The sequence below is a fragment of the Stenotrophomonas sp. YJH_SMC_57 genome, assembly GCF_059369755.1.
Map to the genome: position 1 here is coordinate 188,280 of NZ_JCAFSZ010000010.1, position 23,968 is coordinate 212,247.

Annotated in this window: 25 protein-coding genes; 18 read left to right on the forward strand and 7 right to left on the reverse strand. The window is 66.9% G+C overall.

What is annotated here, in order from left to right:
* Window positions 1-10: 10 nt before the first annotated feature.
* From AC5P7U_RS15505 to AC5P7U_RS15515, 3 genes are all read left to right on the forward strand, one after another.
* A complete protein-coding gene (locus AC5P7U_RS15505) occupies window positions 11-1,252 on the forward strand; it encodes a lipoprotein-releasing ABC transporter permease subunit (protein ID WP_006433034.1) in 1,242 nt (413 codons plus the stop codon).
* Window positions 1,245-1,958, forward strand: a complete 714-nt coding sequence (lolD, locus tag AC5P7U_RS15510; RefSeq protein ID WP_006433035.1) for a lipoprotein-releasing ABC transporter ATP-binding protein LolD — start codon at window positions 1,245-1,247, stop codon at window positions 1,956-1,958. The genes AC5P7U_RS15505 and lolD overlap by 8 nt, the downstream gene beginning before the upstream one ends.
* Before the next feature lie 220 nt (window positions 1,959-2,178).
* The gene (locus AC5P7U_RS15515) at window positions 2,179-2,628 is read left to right on the forward strand and encodes a DUF6491 family protein (RefSeq protein ID WP_006433036.1); all 450 of its coding nucleotides are present in this window, start codon (window positions 2,179-2,181) and stop codon (window positions 2,626-2,628) included.
* A gap of 74 nt (window positions 2,629-2,702) precedes the next feature.
* Here the strand turns inward: AC5P7U_RS15515 and AC5P7U_RS15520 are convergent, their stop codons facing one another.
* From AC5P7U_RS15520 to ftsY, 3 genes are all read right to left on the reverse strand, one after another.
* Window positions 2,703-2,972, reverse strand: coding sequence for an oxidative damage protection protein (locus AC5P7U_RS15520; protein WP_006433083.1), 270 nt, complete (start codon window positions 2,970-2,972; stop codon window positions 2,703-2,705).
* Between the two features lie 5 nt (window positions 2,973-2,977).
* Entirely contained in the window at window positions 2,978-4,102 is a 1,125-nt protein-coding gene (mutY, locus tag AC5P7U_RS15525) for an A/G-specific adenine glycosylase (protein ID WP_006433085.1), read from the reverse strand.
* Window positions 4,103-4,184: 82 nt separating this feature from the next.
* A complete protein-coding gene (gene ftsY, locus AC5P7U_RS15530; RefSeq protein WP_197564152.1) occupies window positions 4,185-5,498 on the reverse strand; it encodes a signal recognition particle-docking protein FtsY in 1,314 nt (437 codons plus the stop codon).
* Window positions 5,499-5,627: 129 nt separating this feature from the next.
* Here ftsY and AC5P7U_RS15535 point away from each other — a divergent pair, with 129 nt between their 5' ends.
* A complete protein-coding gene (locus AC5P7U_RS15535; protein WP_006433090.1) occupies window positions 5,628-5,927 on the forward strand; it encodes a hypothetical protein in 300 nt (99 codons plus the stop codon).
* Between the two features lie 173 nt (window positions 5,928-6,100).
* Here the strand turns inward: AC5P7U_RS15535 and htpG are convergent, their stop codons facing one another.
* The gene (gene htpG, locus AC5P7U_RS15540; RefSeq protein ID WP_197564151.1) at window positions 6,101-7,993 is read right to left on the reverse strand and encodes a molecular chaperone HtpG; all 1,893 of its coding nucleotides are present in this window, start codon (window positions 7,991-7,993) and stop codon (window positions 6,101-6,103) included.
* A 674-nt stretch (window positions 7,994-8,667) separates the two neighbouring features.
* Between htpG and rsmD the strand changes: the two genes are divergently transcribed.
* The 6 genes from rsmD to AC5P7U_RS15570 all read left to right on the forward strand — a co-directional run bounded on the left by rsmD (window position 8,668) and on the right by AC5P7U_RS15570 (window position 13,512).
* Entirely contained in the window at window positions 8,668-9,276 is a 609-nt protein-coding gene (gene rsmD / locus AC5P7U_RS15545; RefSeq protein ID WP_414554808.1) for a 16S rRNA (guanine(966)-N(2))-methyltransferase RsmD, read from the forward strand.
* A gap of 26 nt (window positions 9,277-9,302) precedes the next feature.
* The gene (gene coaD, locus AC5P7U_RS15550) at window positions 9,303-9,812 is read left to right on the forward strand and encodes a pantetheine-phosphate adenylyltransferase (RefSeq protein ID WP_006433094.1); all 510 of its coding nucleotides are present in this window, start codon (window positions 9,303-9,305) and stop codon (window positions 9,810-9,812) included.
* A gap of 60 nt (window positions 9,813-9,872) precedes the next feature.
* The gene (locus AC5P7U_RS15555; protein WP_006433096.1) at window positions 9,873-10,364 is read left to right on the forward strand and encodes a hypothetical protein; all 492 of its coding nucleotides are present in this window, start codon (window positions 9,873-9,875) and stop codon (window positions 10,362-10,364) included.
* 131 nt (window positions 10,365-10,495) lie between these two features.
* On the forward strand, window positions 10,496-10,777 hold the full coding sequence (locus tag AC5P7U_RS15560; protein ID WP_004153175.1) for a YfhL family 4Fe-4S dicluster ferredoxin: 282 nt from the start codon (window positions 10,496-10,498) through the stop codon (window positions 10,775-10,777).
* On the forward strand, window positions 10,774-12,504 hold the full coding sequence (gene ggt, locus AC5P7U_RS15565) for a gamma-glutamyltransferase (RefSeq protein ID WP_006433142.1): 1,731 nt from the start codon (window positions 10,774-10,776) through the stop codon (window positions 12,502-12,504). The genes AC5P7U_RS15560 and ggt overlap by 4 nt, the downstream gene beginning before the upstream one ends.
* A gap of 120 nt (window positions 12,505-12,624) precedes the next feature.
* Window positions 12,625-13,512 (forward strand): MBL fold metallo-hydrolase, encoded by an 888-nt coding sequence (locus AC5P7U_RS15570; RefSeq protein WP_006433186.1) that lies wholly within the window; start codon window positions 12,625-12,627, stop codon window positions 13,510-13,512.
* An 84-nt stretch (window positions 13,513-13,596) separates the two neighbouring features.
* On the opposite strand, the gene AC5P7U_RS15575 is transcribed toward AC5P7U_RS15570, so the two are convergent.
* A complete protein-coding gene (locus AC5P7U_RS15575) occupies window positions 13,597-13,890 on the reverse strand; it encodes a PsiF family protein (RefSeq protein WP_006433189.1) in 294 nt (97 codons plus the stop codon).
* A gap of 126 nt (window positions 13,891-14,016) precedes the next feature.
* Between AC5P7U_RS15575 and AC5P7U_RS15580 the strand changes: the two genes are divergently transcribed.
* Both AC5P7U_RS15580 and AC5P7U_RS15585 read left to right on the forward strand, forming a co-directional pair.
* Window positions 14,017-14,376: an ArsR/SmtB family transcription factor gene (locus tag AC5P7U_RS15580; protein ID WP_308308230.1), complete on the forward strand. Its 360-nt coding sequence runs from the start codon at window positions 14,017-14,019 to the stop codon at window positions 14,374-14,376.
* Window positions 14,357-14,836 (forward strand): SRPBCC family protein, encoded by a 480-nt coding sequence (locus tag AC5P7U_RS15585; RefSeq protein ID WP_006433248.1) that lies wholly within the window; start codon window positions 14,357-14,359, stop codon window positions 14,834-14,836. The genes AC5P7U_RS15580 and AC5P7U_RS15585 overlap by 20 nt, the downstream gene beginning before the upstream one ends.
* Before the next feature lie 60 nt (window positions 14,837-14,896).
* Here the strand turns inward: AC5P7U_RS15585 and upp are convergent, their stop codons facing one another.
* Window positions 14,897-15,529 carry a uracil phosphoribosyltransferase gene (gene upp, locus AC5P7U_RS15590; RefSeq protein ID WP_049457648.1) on the reverse strand — a complete coding sequence of 211 codons (633 nt, stop codon included), beginning with the start codon at window positions 15,527-15,529 and terminating at the stop codon, window positions 14,897-14,899.
* Window positions 15,530-15,733: 204 nt separating this feature from the next.
* Between upp and AC5P7U_RS15595 the strand changes: the two genes are divergently transcribed.
* The 6 genes from AC5P7U_RS15595 to AC5P7U_RS15620 all read left to right on the forward strand — a co-directional run bounded on the left by AC5P7U_RS15595 (window position 15,734) and on the right by AC5P7U_RS15620 (window position 23,690).
* On the forward strand, window positions 15,734-18,247 hold the full coding sequence (locus tag AC5P7U_RS15595; protein ID WP_495221243.1) for a TonB-dependent receptor: 2,514 nt from the start codon (window positions 15,734-15,736) through the stop codon (window positions 18,245-18,247).
* Entirely contained in the window at window positions 18,247-19,362 is a 1,116-nt protein-coding gene (locus AC5P7U_RS15600) for an NHL repeat-containing protein (RefSeq protein ID WP_006433334.1), read from the forward strand. Before AC5P7U_RS15595 ends, AC5P7U_RS15600 begins: the two co-directional genes overlap by 1 nt.
* Window positions 19,363-19,373: 11 nt before the next feature.
* The gene (locus AC5P7U_RS15605; protein WP_495221244.1) at window positions 19,374-20,726 is read left to right on the forward strand and encodes a purple acid phosphatase family protein; all 1,353 of its coding nucleotides are present in this window, start codon (window positions 19,374-19,376) and stop codon (window positions 20,724-20,726) included.
* 10 nt (window positions 20,727-20,736) lie between these two features.
* Entirely contained in the window at window positions 20,737-21,351 is a 615-nt protein-coding gene (locus AC5P7U_RS15610) for an inorganic diphosphatase (RefSeq protein WP_006433506.1), read from the forward strand.
* Between the two features lie 88 nt (window positions 21,352-21,439).
* Window positions 21,440-22,855: a cryptochrome/photolyase family protein gene (locus AC5P7U_RS15615; RefSeq protein WP_495221240.1), complete on the forward strand. Its 1,416-nt coding sequence runs from the start codon at window positions 21,440-21,442 to the stop codon at window positions 22,853-22,855.
* A gap of 139 nt (window positions 22,856-22,994) precedes the next feature.
* The gene (locus AC5P7U_RS15620; RefSeq protein WP_008267948.1) at window positions 22,995-23,690 is read left to right on the forward strand and encodes a YiaD family glycine zipper/OmpA-like lipoprotein; all 696 of its coding nucleotides are present in this window, start codon (window positions 22,995-22,997) and stop codon (window positions 23,688-23,690) included.
* A 9-nt stretch (window positions 23,691-23,699) separates the two neighbouring features.
* On the opposite strand, the gene AC5P7U_RS15625 is transcribed toward AC5P7U_RS15620, so the two are convergent.
* Window positions 23,700-23,968, reverse strand: a 269-nt coding sequence (locus tag AC5P7U_RS15625) for a hypothetical protein (RefSeq protein WP_495221241.1), incomplete at its 5' end; no start/stop codon positions are given.

Genomic DNA, 23,968 nt, shown 5'->3' on the forward strand with positions numbered 1-23,968 from the left:
GCGTGCCTGCATGTTCAAACCCATCCCCGTGGCGATCGGCCTGCGCTATCTGCGCGCCAAGCGCCGCAACGGCTTCATCTCCTTCATCTCGATGGCATCGATCCTGGGCATCGCGCTCGGCGTCACGGTGCTGATCACCACCCTGGCCGTGATGAGCGGTTTCCAGAAGGAAATCCGCAGCCGCCTGCTGCAGATGACCGCGCACACCACCATCAGCCGCGACGGCGAGCCGATGCCGGACTGGATGCGTGTGGTCGACATCGCCAGCAAGGATCCGCGCGTGGCGGGTGCTGCGCCGTACATCGAGATCCAGTCGATGATCAGCGGCCCGCGCGTACAGGGCGCGATCATCCAGGGCATCGACCCGGCGCTGGAGCCGAAGGTGTCGGTGATCGACAAGAAGGTCACCAAGGGCAGCTACGACAGCCTCAAGCCGGGCAGCTTCAACCTGCTGCTGGGCAAGGAGCTGGCGATCTGGCTGGGCGTGGACGTCGGCGACCAGGTGCTGGTGACCTTCGCTGAAGTTCAGGGCACGCCTGCCGGTGCAGTGCCGCGGATGAAGCGCTTCACCGTCAGCGGCATCTTCGAGGCCGGTTACAACGAGGTCGACCGTGGCGTCGGCTTCGCCAACATGCAGGACCTAGAGCGCGTGCTGCGCAGCGACGGTGCTACCGGCGTGCGGCTGAAACTGCACGACATGGACCGCTCGCTGGAGGTGGGCGTGGACCTGGCGCAGAGCCTCGGCGGCGCCTACCGCGTGAGTGACTGGACCCAGCAGAACGCCAACCTCTACCACTCGCTGCGCATGGAGAAGGTGGTGATGGGCATCCTGCTGTCGCTGATCATCGCGATGGGTGCGTTCAACCTGGTGTCCTCGCAGGTGATGCTGGTCACCGACAAGCAGGCCGATATCGCGATCCTGCGCACGCTGGGCCTGACCCCGGGCGGGGTGATGCAGGTGTTCATGGTTCAGGGTTCGCTGATCGGCATCTTCGGCACCCTGGCCGGGCTGATCGGTGGCATCACCCTGACCCTCAACCTGGAACGCATCCTCGGTGCCATCGAGGCGGTGTTCAACGTCAAGCTGATGCCTGAGGACGTGTATTACATCACCGGCCTGCCGACCGACATGCAGACCGGCGACGTGGTGGCGATCACCGTGGTCGCGCTGCTGATGAGCTTCCTGGCCACCCTGTATCCCGCCTGGCGGGCAGCACGCACCCAGCCGGCGGAGGCCCTGCGCTATGAATAAGGTCTTCAACCGCGGCGATGAAGTGATCCGCGCCGAAGCACTGGGCAAGACATACGCCGAAGGACGCATGCAGACCCCGGTGTTCGATGGCCTGGACCTGACCGTGACAGCCGGCGAAACCGTGGCGATCATCGGTGCGTCCGGCGCCGGCAAGAGCACGCTGCTGCACCTGCTGGGCGGGTTGGATGTTCCGACCGCCGGCGAGGTCTATGTGACTGGCCAGCGCATGTCGGCGCTGTCGGATACCGCGCGCGGCCTGCTGCGCAACCAGGCGCTGGGCTTCGTCTACCAGTTCCATCACCTGCTGCCGGAATTCACCGCGCTGGAAAACGTGATGATGCCGGTGCTGCTGGCCGGTACCGCCGTGGCTGAGGCGTCCAGCCGCGCAACGGCCCTGCTGGAGGCGGTCGGCCTCGGCCATCGCCTGGACCACAAGCCGGGCGAGCTGTCCGGTGGCGAACGCCAGCGCGCCGCGGTGGCGCGTGCGCTGGTCAACCATCCGGCCTGCGTGCTCGGCGACGAGCCGACCGGCAACCTGGATGACCGCACCGCCGGCACCGTGTTCGACCTGATGCTGGAACTCAACCGTGCCCGCCACACCAGCCTGGTGCTGGTCACCCACGACCGCAGCCTGGCGCGTCGCCTCGATCGGGTGCTGGAACTGCGCGAAGGGCGGCTGCACGCGTTGGCCCACGCCGACGTCTGAGGCGCTGGGCCCGCATTGGTAGAAGCCGACCTTGGTCGGCTGCTGCTGCGGGGCAAGCGCCAACCAAGGTTGGCGACTACCGGATTCCGGAGCCTTGGGCCTGCTTTGGTAGAGGTCGACCTTGGTCGACCGCCGACCGGCGGCTGAATGGGGGCCCGGTCGTCGCACGGACGCCACCCTGGCAGGCGCATGATGGCGACAGTACCCCGAGGAGATCGCCATGAAGACCCCGATCCTGATGGCCGGCCTCTGCCTGGCTCTGGCCGCCTGTGCGACCACCGGCCGGCTCAGCAGCGCCGAGAAGCTGGACCTGTACCGTGCGCATGCCGGTGCGCCGCAGAACGACATGCAGTTCTTCGGCAGCCTCAATGGCTGGACCGAACTGGGAGACAGCGCGCTGGCGGTATGGACCCGCCCCAGCGAAGCCTATCTGCTGGAGTTGAACGGCCCCTGCCAGGACCTGACGTTTGCCACCGCCATCGGCCTGACCAGCCAGATGAATCGCGTTTCGACGCGCTTCGACAAGGTGCTGGTGCGCGACCCCACGGGCGGCCCACGCATGCCGTGCTTCATCAAGAGCATCCGCAAGCTGGATGTGAAGGCGTTGCGCGCGTCCGAGCAGGAGCTGCGCCAGGCCCAAGTGCAGGAGCGCGAGGAAGACACGAAATAGCGGCGTAGTGCCGGCCGCTGGCCGGCTTCGGGCAGATGCCGTGTTGCCGGCCAGCGGCCGGCACTACCGGGGTATCAGGCTTCCGGGGTGAAGCCGGCCGGCTTCTCCGCGTCCTTCTCGAACAGGAACTTGACCAGTTCGCCTTCCAGGAACGCGCGGTGTTCGGGCGTGCGGGGCGAAAGGCGGTTTTCGTTGATCAGCATGGTCTGGTGCGCCAGCCACGCCGACCAGGCCTGCTTGCCGATGTTGTTGAAGACGCGCTGGCCCAGTTCGCCGGGGTAGGGCACGAAGTCCAGGCCCTCGGCATCGCGTTGTTCGTACTGGCAGAAGACGGTTCGGGACATGGCACTCACTCGTGGTTGCGGGGTTTCTTGGAATTTCGTTTCGGCGCCTTGATGGCGGTGCCGTCGAGCAGCTTGCGGATCGGCGCGGGCAGGCCCAGCGCGGGCAGTTCGTCGGCAGCGACCCAGCGCAGCGTGGGTTCTTCCACGCGCAGGCCGCTTACCTGCCGTGACAGTACCTGCAGATGCAGCTTGTAGTGGCTGAAGGTGTGCTGCAGCACCGGCAGTTCCTCGGCATCTTCCAATGAACCGTCGACGTGCGCATCGAACCAGTCCTGCAGCATGCTGCCGGCTTCGGCCTGCGGCAGGGTCCACAGCTGCGCCCAGATGCCGGTGTCCGGCCGTTTCTGCAGCAGCACGCGCTGTTGGGCGTCGCGCAGCAGCAGCGCCACCGCTTCGCGTTCGGGCAGCGTCTTGACGGGCTTGGGCGTGGGCAGTTCGGCAGTGCGGCCTTCGCGGCGCGCCATGCAGTCGTCGTGCAGCGGGCAGATCACGCAGGCCGGTTTCGCGCGGCTGCAGACGGTCGCGCCCAGGTCCATCTGCGCCTGGGTGTAGTCGGCCATGCGCCCGCCTGGGACCTGCGCCACATGTGCCTCGGCGATCGCCCACAGCTGCTTCTCGATGGCCGGCAGGCCGGGGAAGCCGTCGATGCCGTGGTAGCGGCTGAGTACGCGCTTGACGTTGCCGTCGAGGATCGCGAACGGGTCGTTCCAGGCCTGGCTGAGGATCGCGCCAGCGGTGCTGCGGCCGATGCCGGGCAGCGCGTGCAGTGCATCGAAATCGCGCGGCAGGTCGCCGCCGTACAGTTCCACGCAGCGCTTGGCCGCGGCATGCAGGTTGCGTGCGCGGGCGTAGTAGCCGAGCCCGGCCCACTGCGCCATCACCGCGTCGTTGCTGGCCGCGGCAAGGTCGGGCAGGGTCGGGAAGTGCTGCAGGAACCGCTGGAAATACGGGATGACCGTGGCCACCTGGGTCTGCTGCAGCATGATCTCCGACAGCCAGACCCGGTACGGGCTGCGCGGGTGCTGCCAGGGCAGGTCGTGGCGGCCGTGGCCGTCGAACCAGTGCAGCAGGCGGCGGACGAAGCCGTCTTCCTCGGCAGTGTTGGCGCTGGCGTGCGGCTGGCGTGGCATCGGTGTTCCGGAGGAGGGCAGCCACCATGGGGTGGCTCTACCGGTTCCAGTAGAACCACCCCACGGGGGGCTGCGCGGTATATCAGGCGCCCAGCGCTTCAGGCAGCAGGGCGTCGACGAAGGCTTCCGGATCGAACACGCGCAGGTCTTCCGGGCGCTCGCCGATGCCGGCGAAGCGGATCGGGATGCCGAACTCGCGGGCGAGCGCGAACACCACGCCGCCCTTGGCGGTGCCGTCCAGCTTGGTCACCACCAGGCCGGTCACGTTCACCGCGGCATTGAACTGGCGCAGCTGCGACAGCGCGTTCTGGCCGGTGGTGCCATCGATCACCATCAGCACCTCGTGCGGGGCGGTGGGGTCGATCTTGCCGAGCACGCGGCGGATCTTGCCCAGTTCGTTCATCAGCCCGGACTGGGTGTGCAGGCGGCCGGCGGTGTCGGCGATCAGCACCGAGGTGCCGCGGGCCTTGCCGGCCTGCAGCGCATCGAATGCCACCGATGCGGCATCGGCGTTCTGGCCCTGGGCGACCACGGCCACGCCGTTGCGCTCGCCCCAGGCCTGCAGCTGGGCCACGGCGGCGGCGCGGAAGGTGTCGCCGGCGGCCAGCATCAGGCTGTGGCCCTCGTCCTTGAAGCGCTTGGCCAGCTTGCCGATGGTGGTGGTCTTGCCAACGCCGTTGACGCCGACGGTGAGCACCACGAAGGGCTTGGCAGTGCGGTCGATCACCAGCGGCTTGGCCACCGGCTGCAGGATCGCGATCAGTTCGCTGCGCAGCGCGGCCAGCAGCGCATTGGCGTCGGCGAATTCGCGCGACTTCATGCGCTTGCGCAGGCCTTCCACCAGGTCGGTGGTGGCGCCCACGCCGACGTCGGCGGTGATCAGCGCGGTTTCCAGCTCGTCCAGCAGGTCGTCGTCGAGCTTGGGATTGCGCGAGAACAGGCCGCCGAAGCTGCGTGCGATGACGCTGTTGCGCAGGCGTTCGCGCCAGCCCGGCTTGCCGGCCGGAGCCGGGGCGGCGTCGACCAGCACCGGCAGATCAGCGGCGGGCGCAGCCGGTGCTTCGGCCGGGGTGACCGGCGCCAGCGGTGCGAGTACGGCTGCAGCGGCCAGGGCTTCGGCTTCGAAGTCTTCTGCGGCGATGACGCGTTCCGCGGCCGGCGGTGCCGGTGCGGCGGCCGGCGCTTCGGGCACTGCGACCGGCGCAGGTGCAGGCGTCGGCGTGGGCGTGGCAGCCTCGGGCGTGTTCAGCGCGGCTGGCGGAGCGGCCGGGGCTTGGTCGACCGGGGCAGCGGACGGGAATGCCGCCGCCAGCTCTTCAGCCGAGTAGTGCTGGGTCTTGGGCGCCTCGGTTGCGGGGGCGTCCTGGGGCTTCTTGCGGCGGAAAAAACTGAGCATTGGCAAAAGGCGCTGAAATCAGAGGGATATGCTACCACTCGGGCCTGTCGGGCCGATGTGGACTCAAGGACGCGGCCTGCCGGCCGTTAACCGGTCCGGAGGGCTGCGCAGGGTGGCCCGGAGACCGCCATGAACAACGTGATGGGAATGGCCCTCGGCGGAATGCGTGCGGCCCAGCAGGGTGTGCAGGTGGCCGCACACAACGTGGCCAACCTGGCGACCCCCGATGCCCAGCACCTGCAGCTGCAGCGTGGTGCCGCGGAGCAGGGCGGGGTGCAGGCTGTGGTGACGACTACCGGCACCGAATCCGGCGCGCCGCTCGGCGACCTGCTGGCGGCCCGGGCCGAAGTGCTGGCGTTCGACGCCAACGCCTCGGTGATCCGCCGCGAGGACCAGATGCTGGGCTCGTTGCTGGACCGGGACGCCTGAGCCGCTAGGCTTTGGTGGGTGCCAACCGCTGCCCTTGGTGGGTGCCAACCTTGGTTGGCACGCCTTTGGAGCGCCAACCAAGGTTGGCATCTACCAGAGCAGGAGTGCCAACCAAGGTTGGCATCCACCCGCACCCGGTAGCGCCGGGCCATGCCCGGCGACCGTCCTGTCGGTCAGGCCGACAGCTCCAGCAGCAGCTTGTTCAGGCGCGCCACATAGGCACCCGGGTCCTTCAGGCTGTCACCGGCGGCCAGTGCGGCCTGGTCGAACAGCACCCGGCCCAGGTCGTCGAAGCGCGTGCCATCGGCTTCGGCATCCAGCTTGGCGATCAGCGGGTGGCCCGGGTTGATTTCCAGCACCGGCTTGCTGTCCGGCACCTTCTGCCCACTGGCTTCCAGGATCTGGCGCATCTGCAGGCCCAGGTCCTGTTCGCCGATGGCCAGCACCGCCGGCGAATCGGTCAGGCGATGCGAGACGCGTACTTCGGCCACATCATCGCCCAGTACCGTCTTCAGGCGCTCCACCAGGCCCTGCTTGTCCTTGGCCGCCGCTTCCTGCTCCTGCTTGTCCGCTTCGGTTTCCAGTGCGCCCAGGTCGAGGTCGCCACGGGCGATGTCAACGAAACCCTTGCCGTCGAAATCGGTCAGGTAGCCCATCAGCCACTCGTCGATGCGGTCGGTCAGCAGCAGCACTTCCACGCCCTTCTTGCGGAACACTTCCAGGTGTGGGCTGTTGCGTACCTGGCTGTAGCTCTCGCCGGTCAGGTAGTAGATCTTGTCCTGGCCTTCGGTCATGCGGCCGATGTAGTCGGCCAGCGACACGCTCTGCGCGTCGCCGTCGCCACGGGTGGAGGCGAAGCGCAGCAGGCCGGCCACCTTCTCGCGGTTGTTGTAGTCCTCGGCCGGGCCTTCCTTCAGTACCTGGCCGAATTCCTTCCAGAACGTGGCGTACTGCTCGGGCTTGTCGGCGGCCAGCTTTTCCAGCATGTCCAGCGAGCGCTTGGTGAGCGCGGCCTTCATCGAATCGATGACCGGGCCGGATTGCAGGATCTCGCGCGAGACGTTCAGCGACAGGTCGTTGGAATCGACCACGCCCTTGATGAAGCGCAGGTACAGCGGCAGGAACTGCTCGGCCTGGTCCATCACGAACACGCGCTGCACGTACAGCTTCAGGCCCTTGGGCGCGTCGCGGTGGTACAGGTCGAACGGCGCGCGGCCAGGCACGTACAGCAGCGAGGTGTACTCCAGCTTGCCCTCAACCTTGTTGTGGCTCCACGCCAGCGGGTCGCTGTGGTCGTGCGCCACGTGCTTGTAGAACTCGGTGTAATCGGCGTCGCTGATCTCGGTGCGCGGGCGGGTCCACAGCGCGCTGGCGCGGTTGACGGTTTCCCATTCGATGGCCGCGCCCTCTTCGCCCCCTTCCTTCGGCATCTGGATCGGCAGGCCGATATGGTCCGAATACTTCTTGAGGATGCTGCGCAGGCGCCAGCCGTCAGCGAAGTCGTGCTCGCCGTCCTTCAGGTGCAGCACGATGCGGGTGCCGCGCTCGGCCTTGTCCACGGTGGCGACGTCGAAGTCACCTTCGCCGCGCGAGCTCCAGCGCACGCCTTCGCCGGCAGCCAGGCCGGCGCGGCGCGAGGTGACTTCCACTTCGTCGGCGACGATGAAGGCGCTGTAGAAGCCAACGCCAAACTGGCCGATCAGCTGCGAATCCTTCTTCTGGTCGCCGGACAGCTGGCGCAGGAAGTCACCGGTGCCGGACTTGGCGATGGTGCCGAGGTGGGCGATGGCTTCGGCGCGGCTCATGCCGATGCCGTTGTCTTCGATGGTGATGGTGTGGGCGGCGGGGTCGAAGCTGACGCGCACGCGCAGTTCGCTGTCACCTTCCAGCAGGGCCGGCTGGGTCAGGGCCTCGAAGCGCAGCTTGTCGGCGGCGTCGGCGGCGTTGGAGACCAGCTCGCGGAGGAAGATTTCCTTGTTGGAGTACAGCGAGTGGATCATCAGCTGCAGCAGCTGCTTGACTTCAGTCTGGAAGCCAAGGGTTTCGGTCTGGGGGGTCTCGGTCATCGATAAGGCTCCATGTGCAATGCCGCGCCAGCGCGTGCGGCCTGGCCAAGGGGTATGGCTGATTGTCCCGAAATCAAGGGGTTGGTCTGGCAGGGTTGCACCCTGTACCCGCAGAGGCCGAAGCAACAGCGACAGCAAAAGCAACAGCAACAGCGGGCATTCCGTGGGATGGCGGGGCGGTGTGGGTGGGCAGGACACGCCGTAAACCCCCAGACCGGCCCAGCCGCTGGCGGCTGTGCGTTCGTGCGCTTGCGAAGCAGTGCTTCGCAAGCAAAGCGCCCTCACCCCTGGGGGCTCGATGGCGCCATCCATGGCGCCAACGGTCCTGCCCACCCACACCGCCCCGCCTCTGACAGGTTCCCGGTGACGGTGGCAACGGCTGGGCTTCTGATCTCATCAATTCCTTCGATATCTGACAGATGTTCATCCACGCATGGCGTGGATCTACTGCAGATCGCAGGAAACTGTCGAAGGCGGGGTGGGTCCGGTTGCGGGGGCGTGAGCGCCATGGATGGCGCGACCGAGCCTCCATGGACGGATTCACGGCGTCCCCCACAACCTGACCCACCCCGCCAATCCACAGGAAGCCAGCTTTTGAAGTTGCTTCGGCTGTTGCTGTGGCTTCTGCGGGTTCCGGGCGCCGCCCGGACGACTACAATCCCCTTCATGCTGAAATTCTCGAATACCTCCCGCCGGGGGCGCCGGTGAGCGGCCGCGGTGGCAATGACGGCCAGGTCCGCATCATCGGTGGCCGCTGGCGCAATACCCGCCTGCCGGTGCCGACCCTGCCGGGCCTGCGGCCGAGCAGCGACCGCGTTCGCGAAACCCTGTTCAACTGGCTGATGCCCCGGCTGGGCGGGGCGCGGGTGCTCGACCTGTTCGCCGGAAGCGGCGCGTTGGGCCTGGAGGCCGTCTCGCGCGGCGCCGCCCACGCCACTCTGGTCGAGCGCGATGCCCAGCTCGGGCGCAACCTGTCCGCCGCCGTCGCCAAACTGCAGGCCACCGGCCAGGTCACCGTGGTCCAGGCCGATGCCCTGCGCTGGCTGCAAAGCGCCCCGGCGCAGCAGGCCGACCTGGTGTTCATCGACCCGCCGTTCGCCGATGGCCTGTGGCAGGACGTGCTGGCCCAGCTGCCGCGGCACCTGGCCGCCGATGCCTGGTTGTACCTGGAGTCGCCGGCCGGACACGTGCCCGTGCTGCCGGCGGAATGGCTGCTGCACCGCGAGGGCGGCACCCGTGAGGTGCGCTTTGCCCTGTACCGCCGCGCCACTGCTACACTTTGACTTCATCTGAACATCTGCATCCGCCCATGACCGTGGCCAACCGCCGCATTGCCGTCTATCCCGGCACGTTCGATCCGATCACCAATGGTCATATCGACCTGGTGAGCCGGGCCGCGCCGTTGTTCGAAAAGGTCGTGGTCGGCGTGGCGCAGAGCCCGTCCAAGGGCCCGGCGCTGCCGCTGGAACAGCGTGTGCAGCTGGCCCGCGGCGCACTGGGCCACCACGGCAATGTCGAGGTCATCGGCTTCGATACGCTGCTGGCCCATTTCGTCCGTTCGGTCCAGGGTGGGGTGCTGCTGCGCGGCCTGCGCGCGGTGTCCGACTTCGAATACGAGTTCCAGATGGCCAGCATGAATCGCCATCTGATTCCCGAGGTCGAGACCCTGTTCCTGACCCCGGCCGAGCAGCACAGCTTCATTTCGTCCTCGCTGGTCCGCGAGATCGCGCGCCTGGGCGGTGACGTGTCCGGTTTCGTGCCGGCCGCGGTGCTCGAAGCCCTGCGCAAGGTCCGCGAAGCGAAGTCGGCACAGTCGTAAGCCCCGCTGCACCCGCACCCCATTACGTACACCACCACGCACCATTCCGGGAGGAAACCCATGAACACCACCATGCGCGCGATGCTGATCGCTTCGTTGGCCCTGGCCTTCACCGCCTGCAAGAAGGAAGAGGCCGCTCCGGTCGACGAGGCCAAGCAGGCCCTGGTCGCTCCGTCCAAGGACGACGATGCAGGCTGGAAGAAGTACCTGCAGGAAGTGGCGATCCAGAACATGGGCAACATCACCAACAGCCCGTTCCTGTACTACCTCTCGCCGGAATCGGACCCGGACTTCCAGGCCAAGTACGAGCGCCAGACCGAGAGCGCGACCCAGGCCGTGGCCCGTGGCGTGCAGCCGGGCAACATGCTGGCCTTCGGTTCGTCGGCCTCGGGCAAGATGGCTGACATGATCCAGGCCGTGTTCAAGGACGTGGGGCCGGATTCGATGAAGGGCGTGCGCGTCGTCTTCATCGGCCAGTCGGCCGACAACGCCCGCGTGCAGGCTGCGATCCAGCCGACCGGTGCCGAGTACATTTTCGTCGAAGCCAAGTAAGACCGAGCCATGGCGGCCATGCTCCGGCATGGCCCGGGCGACGCTCCGCAAGGGCGCCGCTGATGACCTGACCGGCCCGCGCGCCCGCGCTGGCCGGTCCTTGTCCCAAGGCGCGGGCGAGGAGTATCGCCATGTCGCTGAAAATCAACGAGCTCTGCGTCAACTGCGACGTATGCGAGCCGGCCTGCCCGAACCAGGCCATTGCGATGGGTGAAACCATCTACGTGATCGACCCTGCGCGCTGCACCGAATGCGTGGGTCATTTCGACGAGCCACAGTGCGTGGTCGTCTGCCCGGTCGAATGCATCGATCCGGACCCGGAGATCGTGGAAACGGAAGACCAGCTGCTGGCCAAGCTGCGCCAGCTGCAGCACGATCACCCCGAACTCTATGCGGAGCCCCCATCCGAATGAAGACGCTGATCGTCCGCCCCCTGCTGCTGCTCGGCCTGCTGCTGAGCCCGATCGCCTGGGCCGACAGTCCGGTCCGTGCCGAACGCCCCGACGGCGCCGCCATTGCCAGCGGCCATGCGCTGGCCACCCAGGCCGGCATCGACATCCTGGCGCAGGGCGGCAATGCCTTCGACGCCGCAGTGGCGGTGTCGTCCACGCTGGCGGTGGTCGAACCGATCAGTTCCGGGCTGGGCGGCGGTGGCTTCTTCCTGCTGCACGAAGCGGCCACCGGCAAGGATGTGATGCTGGACGCGCGCGAGACTGCACCGGCTGCGGCAACGCCCAAGGCGTTCCTCGACAAGCAGGGCAACCTCGACCGTGACCGCTCGGTCAACGGCGCCTGGTCGGCCGGTATTCCGGGCCTGCCTGCGGCGCTGGTCGAACTGTCGGCCAAGCACGGCAAGCTGCCGCTGTCGGCGTCACTGCAGCCGGCCATCCGCATCGCCCGCGAAGGTTTCCCGGTGTACGAGCGCATGGCCAAGGGCTATGCCTCGCGCCGTGAAGTGATGGAGCGCTTTCCCGGCACCCGCGAGGTCTACCTGCGCAACGGCAAGCCGATCGCCACCGGCGACCTGTTCAAGCAGCCGGAACTGGCGCAGACGCTGGAACGCCTGGCCGCCGGTGGCTTCGACGGCTTCTACAAGGGCCAGACCGGCAGACTGCTGCTGGAAGGCGTGAAGCAGGCCGGAGGCAAGTGGACCGCCGAGGAACTGGCCGGATACCGGGTGAAGCAGCGCGAACCGATCGTCTTCAACTACAACGGCTGGAAGATCACCACGGCGCCGCCGCCGTCGTCCGGCGGCATCGCGCTGGCCAGCATGCTGCAGATCCTCGAAGGCTGGGACATCAAGACGATGGACCCGGCCCACCGCACCCACCTGGTGGTGGAGTCGATGCGCCGCGCCTACCGTGACCGCACCTTTTTCCTCGGCGATCCGGACTTCGTGCAGATCCCGCAGAAGGTGCTGACCAGCAAGGATTACGCGCAGGGCCTGCGGGCCACCATCCACCCAGAGAAGGCCACGCCCAGCGACCTGCTGTCGGGCAACCCGACGCCGCTGGAAGATGACGAGACCACCCACTTCTCGATCATCGACCGCGACGGCAACCGTGTTGGCGCCACCCAGACCGTCAACCTGCTGTACGGCTCGGGGCTGATTCCGAAGGGCACCGGCGTGCTGCTGAACAACGAGATGGACGACTTCGCGCTGAAGCCGGGCACGCCCAACGCGTTCGGCGTGATGGGCTATGAAGCCAATGCGCCGAAGGCGGGCAAGCGCATGCTCAGCTCGATGACGCCCACCTTCATGGAGAACGCCGACAAGGTGGTGGTGCTGGGCACCCCGGGTGGCAGCCGCATCATCACCATGGTGCTGCTGGGCATCCTCGGCTACGACGCCGGCCTGGACGCACAGCAGGTGGCTGCGCTGCCGCGTTACCACCACCAGTGGCTGCCGGACCTGATCGAAGCCGAAGACGATGCGTTCGATGCCGGCACGGTGAAGCAGTTGCAGGCGATGGGCCACAGGATCGACCTGCCAGGCAACGTCGCTGCCGGTGGCCGCGGTTCCAGCCATGTGTGGGGCAACCTGCAGACCGTGGAATGGGACCGCAAGTCCAACACGCTGTTCGGCGGCAGCGACCCGCGCAACCCGGTGGGCAGCGCCCAGGTCGTGCCAGCGCGCTGATCCGGTTGTGCCGGCCGCTGGCCGGCAATCCGCTGGATCATCGAAACCCCGCCCGCAACGGCGGGGTTTTCCGTTTCCTTTCTAGCGATTATTTAACGAGCCGGCGCCGATAATCGACCCATGAAACTCTGGTCTATTCGTGGAAACTCGCAGCGCCTCGATGGCGGTGCGATGTTCGGCAACGCGCCGCGCGCGTTATGGGAAAAATGGGCAGCGCCGGACGAGCTCAACCGCATCGAGCTGGCCTGCCGTGCGCTGCTTGCCAGCCCGCTGGAAGGCAAGACGGTGTTGTTCGAAACCGGTATCGGCGCGTTCTTCGATCCGCGCATGCGCGAGCGCTATGGCGTGCAGGAAAGCCAGCACGTGCTGATCGATTCGCTGCGCGAAGCCGGTTTCGAGCACGAGGACATCGATGTGGTGGTGCTCAGCCACCTGCACTTCGATCATGCCGGTGGCCTGCTGGCGGCATGGAGCGAAGGGCGCGAGCCCGAGCTGCTGTTCCCCAACGCGACCTACGTGGTGGGCGCACAGCATTGGCAGCGCGCCGTGCAGCCGCATCCGCGGGATCGGGCCAGCTTCATTCCGGAACTGCCCGGCCTGCTGCAGGCCAGTGGCCGCCTGGAAGTGGTGGACGGGGAGTACTCCAGGGCGCTGGGACGCAGCGTGCGTTTCAGCTACAGCGATGGGCATACGCCGGGGCTGATGCTGGCCGAGATTGTCGGCCATGCCGATGCCGGCGAGCGTGCGCGCGGTGGCGTGGTGTTCTGCGCCGACCTGATTCCGGGCCGCTCATGGGTACACGTGCCGATCACCATGGGCTACGACCGCAACGCCGAGCTGCTGATCGACGAGAAGCGGCAGTTCCTCGAAGACAAACTGGCGCGCAACGTGCATCTGTTCTTCACCCACGATCCGCAGGTGGCGTTGGCGCAGCTCGGTCGTGATGACAAGGGGCGTTTCGTCACCCTGCACGAGCAGGGGGAACTGAAGGCGCGCGCGTTGGGGTAATGAAAAGGCCGGGAAGTGCCCGGCCTTTCACTGACGCAGCAGATCCACGCCATGCATGGATGGCGTTCTATGCGGACGCGACGATTACGATGCCTTCAGGCAGCTGCTCATGAAGGTCTTGCGTGCATCACCGGCCAGCTTCTTGGCGCCCGCATCGGCATTGCATTTGCGCATGCGCTCCTGCTGCGCATTGGCCGGCTTGGCGTCGGCGGCGTGGCCACTGAGGCAGGCGCTCTGCGCGGTCTTGTAGGCGTCGCCCTTCAGCCCCTTGTTCTTGGCCGAGCAGTCGGCCATGCGCTGCTGCTGCGGGGTGGTGGCGTTGGCGGCCAGTGGCAGGCCGACAAGCAGGACAGCGGCCAGCAGGAAAGACGCTTTCATCGGGTGACTCCAAGCGGTGGCGGGTGCGCGGAGCATTGGCTTGTGGGCGGGAAGGCCACGTGAAGAAAGACCGCCTTGGCCGTACTCGCTTGCATCGGCATTCAGATCGGCGTATTACTTAGCCATATGGGTAAGTATGAGCCAGGCCTCCAGGCCGTCTTCCACGCGCTGGCCGACCCGACGCGCTGCGCGATCGTGGCCGCGCTGGGGCAGGGGCCGTGCACCGTGTCGGTGCTGGCCGAGCCGTTCGAGATGGCCTTGCCCTCGCTGATGAAGCATCTGGCCGTGCTGGAACGCAGCGGCGTGGTGCGCAGCCACAAGCAGGGGCGCATACGCACCTGCGAACTGGTGCCGGCGCGGCTGGAGCAGGCCGAGCAATGGCTGGCCGCGCAGCGTGCTGTGTGGGAAGCACGCGCCGACCGCATGGTCGCGTTCGTTGAAACCCTTCACCGACAGGAGCAGGCCCATGGCCGTGGACGCAGGTAGCAACCCCGACACCGATCTGGTCATCAGCCGCGTATTGAACGCGCCGCGCGCGGCACTCTGGCGGGCCTGGACAGACCCCGAACTGCTGCGCCAGTGGTGGTGCCCGAAGCCGTGGACCACCGAGGTGCGTGCGTTCGACCTGCGCCCTGGCGGGGCCTTCCACACCTTCATGCAGGGCCCCGACGGCGGCAGCAGTGACAATCCGGGCAGCTTCCTGGAGGTGGTGCCGCAGCAGCACCTGGTGTTCACCTCGATGCTGGGCGCGGGCTGGCGCCCGCAGTCGCCGTGGCTGGGCTTCACCGCCATCATCACAATGGAGGACGAGGGCCAGGGCTGCCGTTACACCGCGCGGGTGATGCACCCGGACAAGGCGCTGCGTGACCAGCATGAGCAGCTGGGCTTCTTCGACGGCTGGAACACTGCCATCGGCCAGCTGGAAGCCTTCGCGGCCGGCCTGTAATGCCGTGCCTGGGGTCAGATCCCCTTCACAGCGAAAGGGCTCTGACCCCGGTTCAGCGGATCAGCCGACGCGGGTACCGAAGATGCGGTCGCCGGCATCGCCCAGGCCCGGCAGGATGTAGCCCTTGTCATTGAGCTGGGCATCGATGGCCGCGGTGTAGATCTCCACGTCCGGATGCACGGCCTTGACCGCGTCGATGCCCTCCGGTGCGGCCACCAGGAAGATGCCCTTGATGCGGCGCGCGCCGGCGCGCTTGAGCATGTCGATGGTGGCGATCAGGGTGCCGCCGGTGGCCAGCATCGGGTCCAGGATCAGCGCATCGCGCTCTTCCAGGCGGCCGGTCAAGCGTTCAAAGTAGGGCACCGGCTGCAGGGTTTCCTCATCACGCTGCAGGCCGACCACGCTGACGCGGGCGGCCGGGATCAGCGACAGCACGCCGCTGAGCATGCCCAGGCCGGCACGCAGGATCGGCACCACGGTGATCTTGGCGCCGGCGATGCGCTGCACGGTGACCGGGCCGGCCCAGCCGGGCAGGGTATGCGGCTCTGTGTCCAGGTCGGCGGTGGCCTCGTAGGCCAGCAGCGTGCCCAGCTCGTTGGCCAGTTCGCGGAAATCCTTGGTGCTGAGCGCGGCGTTGCGCATCAGGCCGATCTTGTGCTGCACCAGCGGATGGCGCACTTCGACGATCTTCATGGTCGGGAAGGGGAAAAGGAGAGAGGACGCCATTTTGCCGGATCGGTGGGCCGAACCCAAACCCGCGCTTCGCCAAATGTGCAGATCCATGTCATGGCCATGCAACCTTGCGGACATACCGTGCAGACCCATTCTTAACAGGAATGGGGATTCCCAGTGCATATCAAGACTCCGTTGGCCGTTGCCATCACCCTGACCCTGGCGATGGGGGTGGCTGCACCGCTGCAGGCCGCCGGGCAGCAGGCGGTCGCCGCCACCGGCGCGGTGGCCGCCGACGCGGTCGACCTCGACCGCATCGAAGTGCGAGCGCAGCTCGAATCGCAGATCCGCGCGGTCGACCTCAAGCGCAGCAGCGATGCCATCGAGGACGCCGTGTCCTCCGATGCGCTGGGCCAGTACCCGGACAAGAACGTGGCCGAGTCGCTGCAGCGCCTGCCGGGCGTCAGCGTGACGCGTGACCAGGGCGAGGGCCGCTTCGTGGTCATCCGCGGCCTGGACGCCAACCTCAACAGTGTCAGCGTCGATGGCATCGCCATCGGCACGCCGGAAGATTCCAGCCGCGCTGCGCCGCTGGACGTGATTCCCTCCGATTCCACCGAGCGCCTGCGCGTGGTCAAGTCGCCGACCCCGGACATGCCGGGCGATGCCATTGGTGGCGCGGTGCTGGTGGAGTCGGCCTCGGCCTTCGATCGCGACGGCCGCAGCCTGCGCGCCAAGATCGAGGGCAGCCATCAGCAGCTGTCCGGCGAGACCAGCCCCAAGGCCGCATTCAACTACAGCGAAGTGTTCAACGACACCTTCGGCGTGGCGCTGGGCGTGAACTACCAGAAGCGCAGGTTCGAGTCGGACAACACCGAAGTGGAATACGACGGCGAGGACGATGCCGCGCCGGGCGACGTCACCGCGATCAACCTGCAGCACCGCAAGTACGAGATCGAGCGCAAGCGCATCGGTGCCAACCTCAACCTCGACTGGCGCCCGAACGAAGACAGCAAGTACTACCTGCGCACGCTGTACAGCCAGTTCGACGACGCCGAAACCCGCCAGCGGGTGATCTTCAACTTCGACGATGCGAAGATGGTCAAGACCGGCACCGATCAGTACCGCCTGGATGGCATGCCGAAGGATTCGATCGACAAGCGCATGCGCTACCGCACCAAGAAGGAAAACACCTTTGCGGCAAGCCTGGGCGGCGAGAACAAGCTGACCAATGCCGTGGTCGATTACAAGGTCGGCTACACCCGCACCGAAGAGCGTGTGAACGACGAGATGGAGGCCCGCTTCAAGCTCAACGGCAAGGCATTCAACGGCACCCTGGACCAGCGCAGCCGCCTGCCCAGCTACAGCTTCGACAACCCGCAGTGGCTGGACAACGGCAACTACGCGTTCGACCGCTTCGTGCTTTCGCCCAAGCAGGTCAATGACAAGGAACACAGCGCGCAGGTCAACGTGCGCTTCGACGGCGACAGCGGCAGCATCAAGATCGGCCTGCTGGGCCGCTGGCGCGACCGTGACGTCAATGTCGACGAGAACGAGCTGCGCGTCGGCCCGAAGGTGGCGCTGTCGAGCTGGACCACCTCCTCGCCGGAGCATCGCCACGGCAACATGGGTGACGGTATGGATTCGGCCGCGATGCGCGCGTTCTGGGCGGCCAATGGCAGCCAGTACAGTGCGCGGCCGCAGGATGTCGGCGGCAATGCAATGACCTCGCTGGAAGAAGACTACGTGGCCAGCGAGGACATCTTCGCCAGCTACGCGATGGGTACCTGGGACATCGGCGCACTGCGCATCATCGGCGGCGTGCGCGTGGAAAATACCCAGTTCAAGGCTACCGGCAACCAGGTGGACGTGGCGGCCAACGGCCGCAGCTTCACCGTCACCCCGCGCGTGGCCAGCAGCAGCTACACCAACGTGCTGCCAGGCCTGTACCTGCGCTACGACGCCGCAGACGACTGGGTGCTGCGCGCTTCGGCCAACAAGACCGTCTCGCGCCCTTCGTTCGGTGACATTTCGCCGCGCGTGGGCTACAGCCGCGGTGACGAGGAAGTGCGGTTGGGCAATCCGGAGCTGGATCCTTACGAATCGAAGAACATCGATCTGTCGGTGGAGAAGTACATCGGCAGCACCGGCATCGTGTCGCTGGGCCTGTTCCACAAGTCGATCGACGGTTACATCGTGGAAACCGTGCGCACCAATGACCCGGACTATGGCGGCTTCGACGTGACCCAGCCGATCAACGGCCGCAAGGCCACGGTGCGCGGTGCGGAATTCAACTGGCAGCAGCAGCTGGCGTTCCTGCCGGCCGGCCTGGACGGGCTGCTGGTCGGTGCCAGCGGCACCTGGCTCGACACTACGTTCGATGCTGGCATCAAGGATCGTGCGGGCGAAGACTTCACCCTGCCGCGCGCCTCCAAGCACGTCTACAGCGCGCACGTCGGCTATGAGAAGTACGGCCTGAGCACGCGGCTGGCAGCGGTGTACCGCAGCGAATACCTGGACAGCATCGGCAAGGGCCGTGCCTTCGACATCTATGTGGCACCCAACACCCAGCTGGACTTCTCGCTGGACTACAAGTTCACCCCGCGCGTGAGCATGTACTTCGAAGCGCAGAACCTGCTGGACAAGCCGCTGGAGCTGTACCAGGGCACGCGTTCGCGCACTCTGCAGATGGAAGAGTACGGCCGCACCTACGCGCTGGGCCTGAAGGTGGCACTGTGATGGGGCGTGGCATCACCGTCCTGGCTGCCGCACTGATGGCCAGCCTGGCGGCTGGCTGCGCGCCGGCCACGGGCAATGATCCGGCGGCGGCCGCGACGGCAGCGAAGGCCACCAGTGAGCGTGCGGTGGCCACCATCGCCGAGGCGTTCCTTTCGCCGATGACGCCGGCCGACAACATCGATTCGCCGGCGGCCTGGCGTGCGCCGGACGGAACGCTGTGGCTGATCGCCACCGCCAAGGCCACCGACAAGCTGGTGGTCTACGACGGCAGCACCGGCCAGCATCTTCGTGACGTTGGCAGCAGCGGTACCGCGCCGGGGCAGTTCGACCGCCCAAACGGCATCGCGGTGACCGACGACCTGCTGTGGATCGTGGAGCGCGACAATCACCGCGTGCAGGTGCTGGGCCTGCCGGACTTCACCCCGCTGGCGACGTTCGCTGCGGACGACCTGCGCAAGCCGTACGGCCTGTGGGTCGACCGCCGGGCCGATGGCTACAGCGTCTACGTCACCGACTCCTGGGACAACGGCGAGGATGCGCAGGGGCGTGACATCCTGCCGCCGCTGGCTGAACTGGACAAGCGCGTGCGCCAGTACCACGTGACCCGCGACGGTGCGAAGGTCGAAGCGAAGCTTGTAGCCAGCATCGGTGATACCACCGAGGCCGGTGCGCTGCGCGTGGTCGAATCGATCTGGGGCGACCCCGAGAACGATCGCCTGCTGATTGCCGAAGAGGACGAAAGCTACGCCAGCGAGTTCAAGGTCTACACCCTGGCCGGCCGCTTCACCGGCACCACCTTCGGCCGCGACGTGTTCAAGGCGCAGGCCGAAGGCGTGACCCTGCGCACCTGTGGCAAGGACGGCTGGTGGATCACCACCGAGCAGGGCAAGCAGCGTAGCGTGTTCCACCTGTTCGACCGTCACACGCTGAAGCCGGTGGGCGCGTTCCAGGGCAATACCGTGGCCAACACCGATGGGATCTGGATGATGCAGCAGCCCAGTGCACGGTTCCCGCACGGTGCGCTGTACGCGGTGCATGATGATCAGGGCGTGGTCGCGTTCGACTGGGAGAGCATCGCCAAGCAGCTGGCGTTGCCGCTGGAGTGTGGCGCATGAGCGGGCTTCACATGATGCGTGGCCTGGCGCTGGGCCTGATGCTGGCGTTGCCGCCGCTGTCGTTCGCGGCGGCCGAACCGAACACCCAGGTACCGGCAGGCAGCCACCACTACGCAGCGACGACGGTGCCGGACCGCATCGTCGCCTCGCCCGCGGCCGATCCCAGCCACGGCTTTGCGGTGGCCTGGCGGACCGACGGCAGTGTGCAGGCGCCGCTGCTGGAAATCGCCGTGGCCGGAGATTCACCGGCCATCGAGGGCATCCGCCAGGTACGCGCAACGACCCGTGCGCTGCAGACCGAGAACGGGCTGTCGCATCACCATCGTGCTGACATCGGCGGCCTGCAGCCGGATACCCAGTATGTCTACCGCGTGCAGGGCAACGGCAGCTGGAGCGCGTGGAGCCAGCTGCGCACGCTGGCGGCCGCCGATCAGCCGCTGACCCTGCTGTACTTCGGTGACACCCAGAACAAGAACGTCAGCCATGTCAGCCGGGTCGTGCGTGCTGCGCAGAAGGCGGCACCGCAGGCGCGCATGAGTCTGTTCGCTGGCGACCTGGTCAGCGGCGGCGACAACATGGACGACAGCGAGTGGGGCGAGTGGTTCGCCGCCACCGGCTGGCTGGCGCAGGAGACGCTGGTGGCGCCGGCGATCGGCAACCACGAGTACTTCGAGGAGTTCGAGGACACCCCGCAGGAACGCCGCGTGCTGGGCAAGCACTGGCCGGTAACCTTCGCGTTGCCGGGCAATGGCGCCAGTGCAGCGCAGCAGACCAGCTACTGGTTCGATGCGCAGGGTTTGCGCGTGGCGGTGGTCGATGGCACCTCTGCACTCGACCTGGGTACGGCCAAGGCGCAGGCGCAGTGGCTGGACAAGGTGCTGACCGGCAATCCGCAGCCGTGGACCATCGTGCTGCTGCACCAGCCGTTCTACTCGCCGCGCGAAGGCCGCGAGAACGCCGCGCTGCGTGACGTGCTGCTGCCGGTGGTACGCCGCCACAACGTCGATCTGGTGCTGCAGGGCCACGATCACACGTACGGCCGCCGTGGTGAAGGGCAGGCCGCGACGCCACAGTACGTGGTGACCGTGGCCGGGCCGAAGCAGTACCGCCTTTCCGACGAAGCACGCAGGACGATGGATCCGGTGGCCGAGGACACCCAGTTGTTCCAGGTCCTGAACGTTGACCCGCAGCGCCTGCGCTATGAAGCGCGCACGGTGACGGGCCGTCTCTACGATGCCTTCGAACTGCAGCGTGACGCCAAGGGCAGCAAGACGCGAACGGAACTGATCGACGGCCGCATCACGCCGCGCGACTGCCCCCGTTCGCAGACCGCCAAGGGTCGCGCCGACCGTTGCTGGGAATGAGCACACACCGATGACCACTCGCTCTCGTATCCTTTCCCTCGCTGCCATCGGTACCGCACTGCTGTTGCTGGCCAGTGCAGTGACCGCCGCCGATGCCGTGCTGCATCCTTTCCTGGTGGCCCAGCCGAAGCAGGCCCCGCAGGAAGTGAACCTGGCGGTGGAGATCCCGGCCGGCAGCTTCACCAAGTACGAGATCAAGGAAGATGGGCTGGTGCATGTTGATCGCTTCCAGTCGATGCCGGTCGCCTATCCGGCCAACTATGGCTCGATGCCGCGCACGCTGGCCGGTGACAACGACCCTCTGGATGCGCTGGTGCTGACCCGCGAGCCGCTGCATCCGGGGGTGATCGTGCGCTTCCGGCCGATCGGCTACCTGAAGATGATCGATGGCGGCGAGCATGACGAGAAGATCATCGGCGTGCCCACCGACAAGGTCGACCCGACCTTCGCCAACATCCGCGACCTGGCCGATCTGCCGGAGATCGAACGGCAGCGCATCGAGGCGTTCTTCCGGGTCTACAAGGACCTGCCGGCCGGCCGCAACCCGGTGCAGCTCAATGGCTGGGGCAACGCTGCCGAAGCACGGGCATTGATCAGCGAGGCGATGCAACGCTTCAACCGGTAGATCCACGTCATGCGTGGATGCCCCGCGCACGCATCACCTTCACCGTCGCTGGCTATCATGTGCGCCATCCAGAATGAAGGCGATGCACGTGTCGGTAGTGTTGGTGTGGTTCCGTCGAGATCTGCGGCTGCAGGACAATCCGGCCCTGCAGGCCGCGCTGGACGCAGGCCACGAGGTGGTGCCGGTCTACATACATGCGCCGCACGAGGAAGGCGAGTGGATGCCGGGCGCGGCCTCCGATGCGTGGCGCCAGCATTCGCTGGCGGCGCTGGATGCCGACCTGCGTTCGCGCGGCTCGTCGCTGGTGCTGCGCCGCGGCGACAGTTTGGCGACGCTGCAGGCGCTGGTCGAACAGACCGGCGCCGAGGCGGTGTACTGGAACCGCAAGTACGAACCGGCCACCCAGCCGCGCGACGCGGAGATCAAGCGCACGCTGCGCGAGCAGGGCATCGATGCGCAGAGCTGCAATGGCAGCCTGCTGTTCGAACCCTGGGACATCGCGAGCAAGCAAGGCCAGCCGTACAAGGTGTTCACTCCGTACTGGCGCAACGTGCTCAGTCATTGGCGCCTGCCGGCGCTGACGGCCGCACCCAAGGCACTGACTGCGCACGCGGTCGACAGCCTTGCGCTGGATGAGCTGCGGCTTTCGCCTGCGCTGGACTGGGATGCCGGTTTCTGGGAGCACTGGCAGCCGGGCGAGGCCGGCGCGCTGGAGGCGCTGTCCGTGTTCGAGGACGGTGCGTTGCGCGGCTACCGCGAGCAGCGCGACCTGCCGGATCGCGTTGGAACGTCGCGGTTGTCGCCGCATCTGCACTTCGGCGAGATCGCGCCGTGGCGCATCGCCCATGCGCTGGAGGCCCTGCGCAGTGCAGGCACCGACGCGGATATCGACGGCTACCTGCGCCAGCTGGGCTGGCGCGACTTCGCCTACCACCTGCTGCACCACTTCCCGAAGACCCCCACCGACAATCTCAACCCGCGTTTTGATCGCTTCCCGTGGGCCACGCCCAGCGCGGCGCAACTGCATGACTGGCAGCGCGGCAACACCGGCGTGCCGATCGTCGATGCCGGCCTGCGCGAGCTGTGGCACACCGGCTACATGCACAACCGGGTGCGGATGATCGTGGCCAGCTACCTGTGCAAGCACCTGCGCGCACACTGGCTGCACGGCGCGCGCTGGTTCTGGGACACCCTGGTCGATGCCGACCTGGCCAACAACACGATGGGCTGGCAATGGGTGGCCGGAACCGGCGCCGACGCCGCGCCGTACTTCCGCGTGTTCAATCCGGTTACCCAGGCCGAGAAGTTCGATCCGCAGGCCCGCTATATCACCCGCTGGGTGCCGGAATTGGCTGCGCTGCCGATGAAGGCACGCTTCGCGCCGTGGCAGCACCCGTTGCTGCTGGAGGCGCATGCCCCTGGCTATCCGCGCTCGCCTCTGGTGGACCTGGCGGCGGGTCGCGATGCCGCTCTGGTTGCTTACCGCCAGTCGGGAGCGGGGTAAAGCGCGAGCTGAGCGATCCGGTCAGATAGCTGAACGCGGCCCTGTCGGCGCGCTGCATCATCATTCCGGCATCGCATCGGGCTGTTTATTCTCTTTGCGCCCGCAAGCCGCCGGCCGACCGGAAACCAAGGAGAACCCCATGATCCGCAACACCACCCGCAACGTCGCACTGGCCCTGATGAGTGCGGCCGTCCTGTCGGCCTGCGCCACCGGCGGCTCCTATGTGCAGAGTGACCAGTACGGCAACCCGACCGAGCAGCAGAACCGCACCGGCCGCAACGCGCTGATCGGTACCGCCATCGGCGTGGCCGCCGGCCTGCTGACCGGCGACAGCGCCACCGAGCGCCGCCAGCACGCGCTGATCGGTGCCGGTATCGGCGCACTCAGTGGTGCCGCTGTCGGCCAGTACCAGGATCGCCAGGAACGTGCACTGCGCGAGCGCACTGCCAACACCGGCATCGATGTGCAGCGCCAGGGCGACAACATCATGCTGAACCTGCCGGACGGCATCACCTTCGACTTCGGCAAGGCGACCCTGAAGCCGCAGTTCTATGGTTCGCTCAACGGTGTTGCCGGCACCCTGCGTGACTACAACCAGACCATGATCGAAGTGGTCGGCCACACCGACAGCATCGGTAGCGATGCGGTCAACAACCGCCTGTCGAAGGAACGCGCCGACTCGGTGGCGCAGTACCTGATCGGCCAGGGCGTGCAGAGCGTGCGCATTGAAACGCTGGGCGCCGGCAAGTCGTACCCGATTGCCGACAACAGCACCGATGCCGGCCGTGCCAAGAACCGCCGCGTCGAGATCCGCGTGATTCCGCTGAAGCAGTAACGCGCAGCGTTACGGTTCCGGCGCAGCCGGAACGAAAATGCCGCCCTTGCAGGCGGCATTTTCCGTAGGTGCCGAGCTTGCTCGGCACACCGACAGCGTTTCCGGTCGCAGCGTTTGCGTGCAGTGCCGACCAAGGTCGGCATCTACCGGAAGTCTGCCCGCCGGAACGAAAATGCCGCCCTTGCAGGCGGCATTTTCCGTAGGTGCCGAGCTTGCTCGGCACACCGACAGCGTTTCCGGTCGCAGCGTTTGCGTGCAGTGCCGACCAAGGTCGGCAT

Coding starts and splice junctions, on each gene's coding strand:
- AC5P7U_RS15505 (WP_006433034.1), top strand. CDS start 11: ATGTTCAAACCCATCCCCGTGGCGATCGGCCTGCGCTATCTGCGCGCC.
- lolD (WP_006433035.1), top strand. CDS start 1,245: ATGAATAAGGTCTTCAACCGCGGCGATGAAGTGATCCGCGCCGAAGCA.
- AC5P7U_RS15515 (WP_006433036.1), top strand. CDS start 2,179: ATGAAGACCCCGATCCTGATGGCCGGCCTCTGCCTGGCTCTGGCCGCC.
- AC5P7U_RS15520 (WP_006433083.1), bottom strand. CDS start 2,972: ATGTCCCGAACCGTCTTCTGCCAGTACGAACAACGCGATGCCGAGGGC.
- mutY (WP_006433085.1), bottom strand. CDS start 4,102: ATGCCACGCCAGCCGCACGCCAGCGCCAACACTGCCGAGGAAGACGGC.
- ftsY (WP_197564152.1), bottom strand. CDS start 5,498: ATGCTCAGTTTTTTCCGCCGCAAGAAGCCCCAGGACGCCCCCGCAACC.
- AC5P7U_RS15535 (WP_006433090.1), top strand. CDS start 5,628: ATGAACAACGTGATGGGAATGGCCCTCGGCGGAATGCGTGCGGCCCAG.
- htpG (WP_197564151.1), bottom strand. CDS start 7,993: ATGACCGAGACCCCCCAGACCGAAACCCTTGGCTTCCAGACTGAAGTC.
- coaD (WP_006433094.1), top strand. CDS start 9,303: ATGACCGTGGCCAACCGCCGCATTGCCGTCTATCCCGGCACGTTCGAT.
- AC5P7U_RS15555 (WP_006433096.1), top strand. CDS start 9,873: ATGAACACCACCATGCGCGCGATGCTGATCGCTTCGTTGGCCCTGGCC.
- AC5P7U_RS15560 (WP_004153175.1), top strand. CDS start 10,496: ATGTCGCTGAAAATCAACGAGCTCTGCGTCAACTGCGACGTATGCGAG.
- ggt (WP_006433142.1), top strand. CDS start 10,774: ATGAAGACGCTGATCGTCCGCCCCCTGCTGCTGCTCGGCCTGCTGCTG.
- AC5P7U_RS15570 (WP_006433186.1), top strand. CDS start 12,625: ATGAAACTCTGGTCTATTCGTGGAAACTCGCAGCGCCTCGATGGCGGT.
- AC5P7U_RS15575 (WP_006433189.1), bottom strand. CDS start 13,890: ATGAAAGCGTCTTTCCTGCTGGCCGCTGTCCTGCTTGTCGGCCTGCCA.
- AC5P7U_RS15580 (WP_308308230.1), top strand. CDS start 14,017: ATGGGTAAGTATGAGCCAGGCCTCCAGGCCGTCTTCCACGCGCTGGCC.
- AC5P7U_RS15585 (WP_006433248.1), top strand. CDS start 14,357: ATGGCCGTGGACGCAGGTAGCAACCCCGACACCGATCTGGTCATCAGC.
- upp (WP_049457648.1), bottom strand. CDS start 15,529: ATGAAGATCGTCGAAGTGCGCCATCCGCTGGTGCAGCACAAGATCGGC.
- AC5P7U_RS15595 (WP_495221243.1), top strand. CDS start 15,734: ATGGGGGTGGCTGCACCGCTGCAGGCCGCCGGGCAGCAGGCGGTCGCC.
- AC5P7U_RS15600 (WP_006433334.1), top strand. CDS start 18,247: ATGGGGCGTGGCATCACCGTCCTGGCTGCCGCACTGATGGCCAGCCTG.
- AC5P7U_RS15605 (WP_495221244.1), top strand. CDS start 19,374: ATGATGCGTGGCCTGGCGCTGGGCCTGATGCTGGCGTTGCCGCCGCTG.
- AC5P7U_RS15610 (WP_006433506.1), top strand. CDS start 20,737: ATGACCACTCGCTCTCGTATCCTTTCCCTCGCTGCCATCGGTACCGCA.
- AC5P7U_RS15620 (WP_008267948.1), top strand. CDS start 22,995: ATGATCCGCAACACCACCCGCAACGTCGCACTGGCCCTGATGAGTGCG.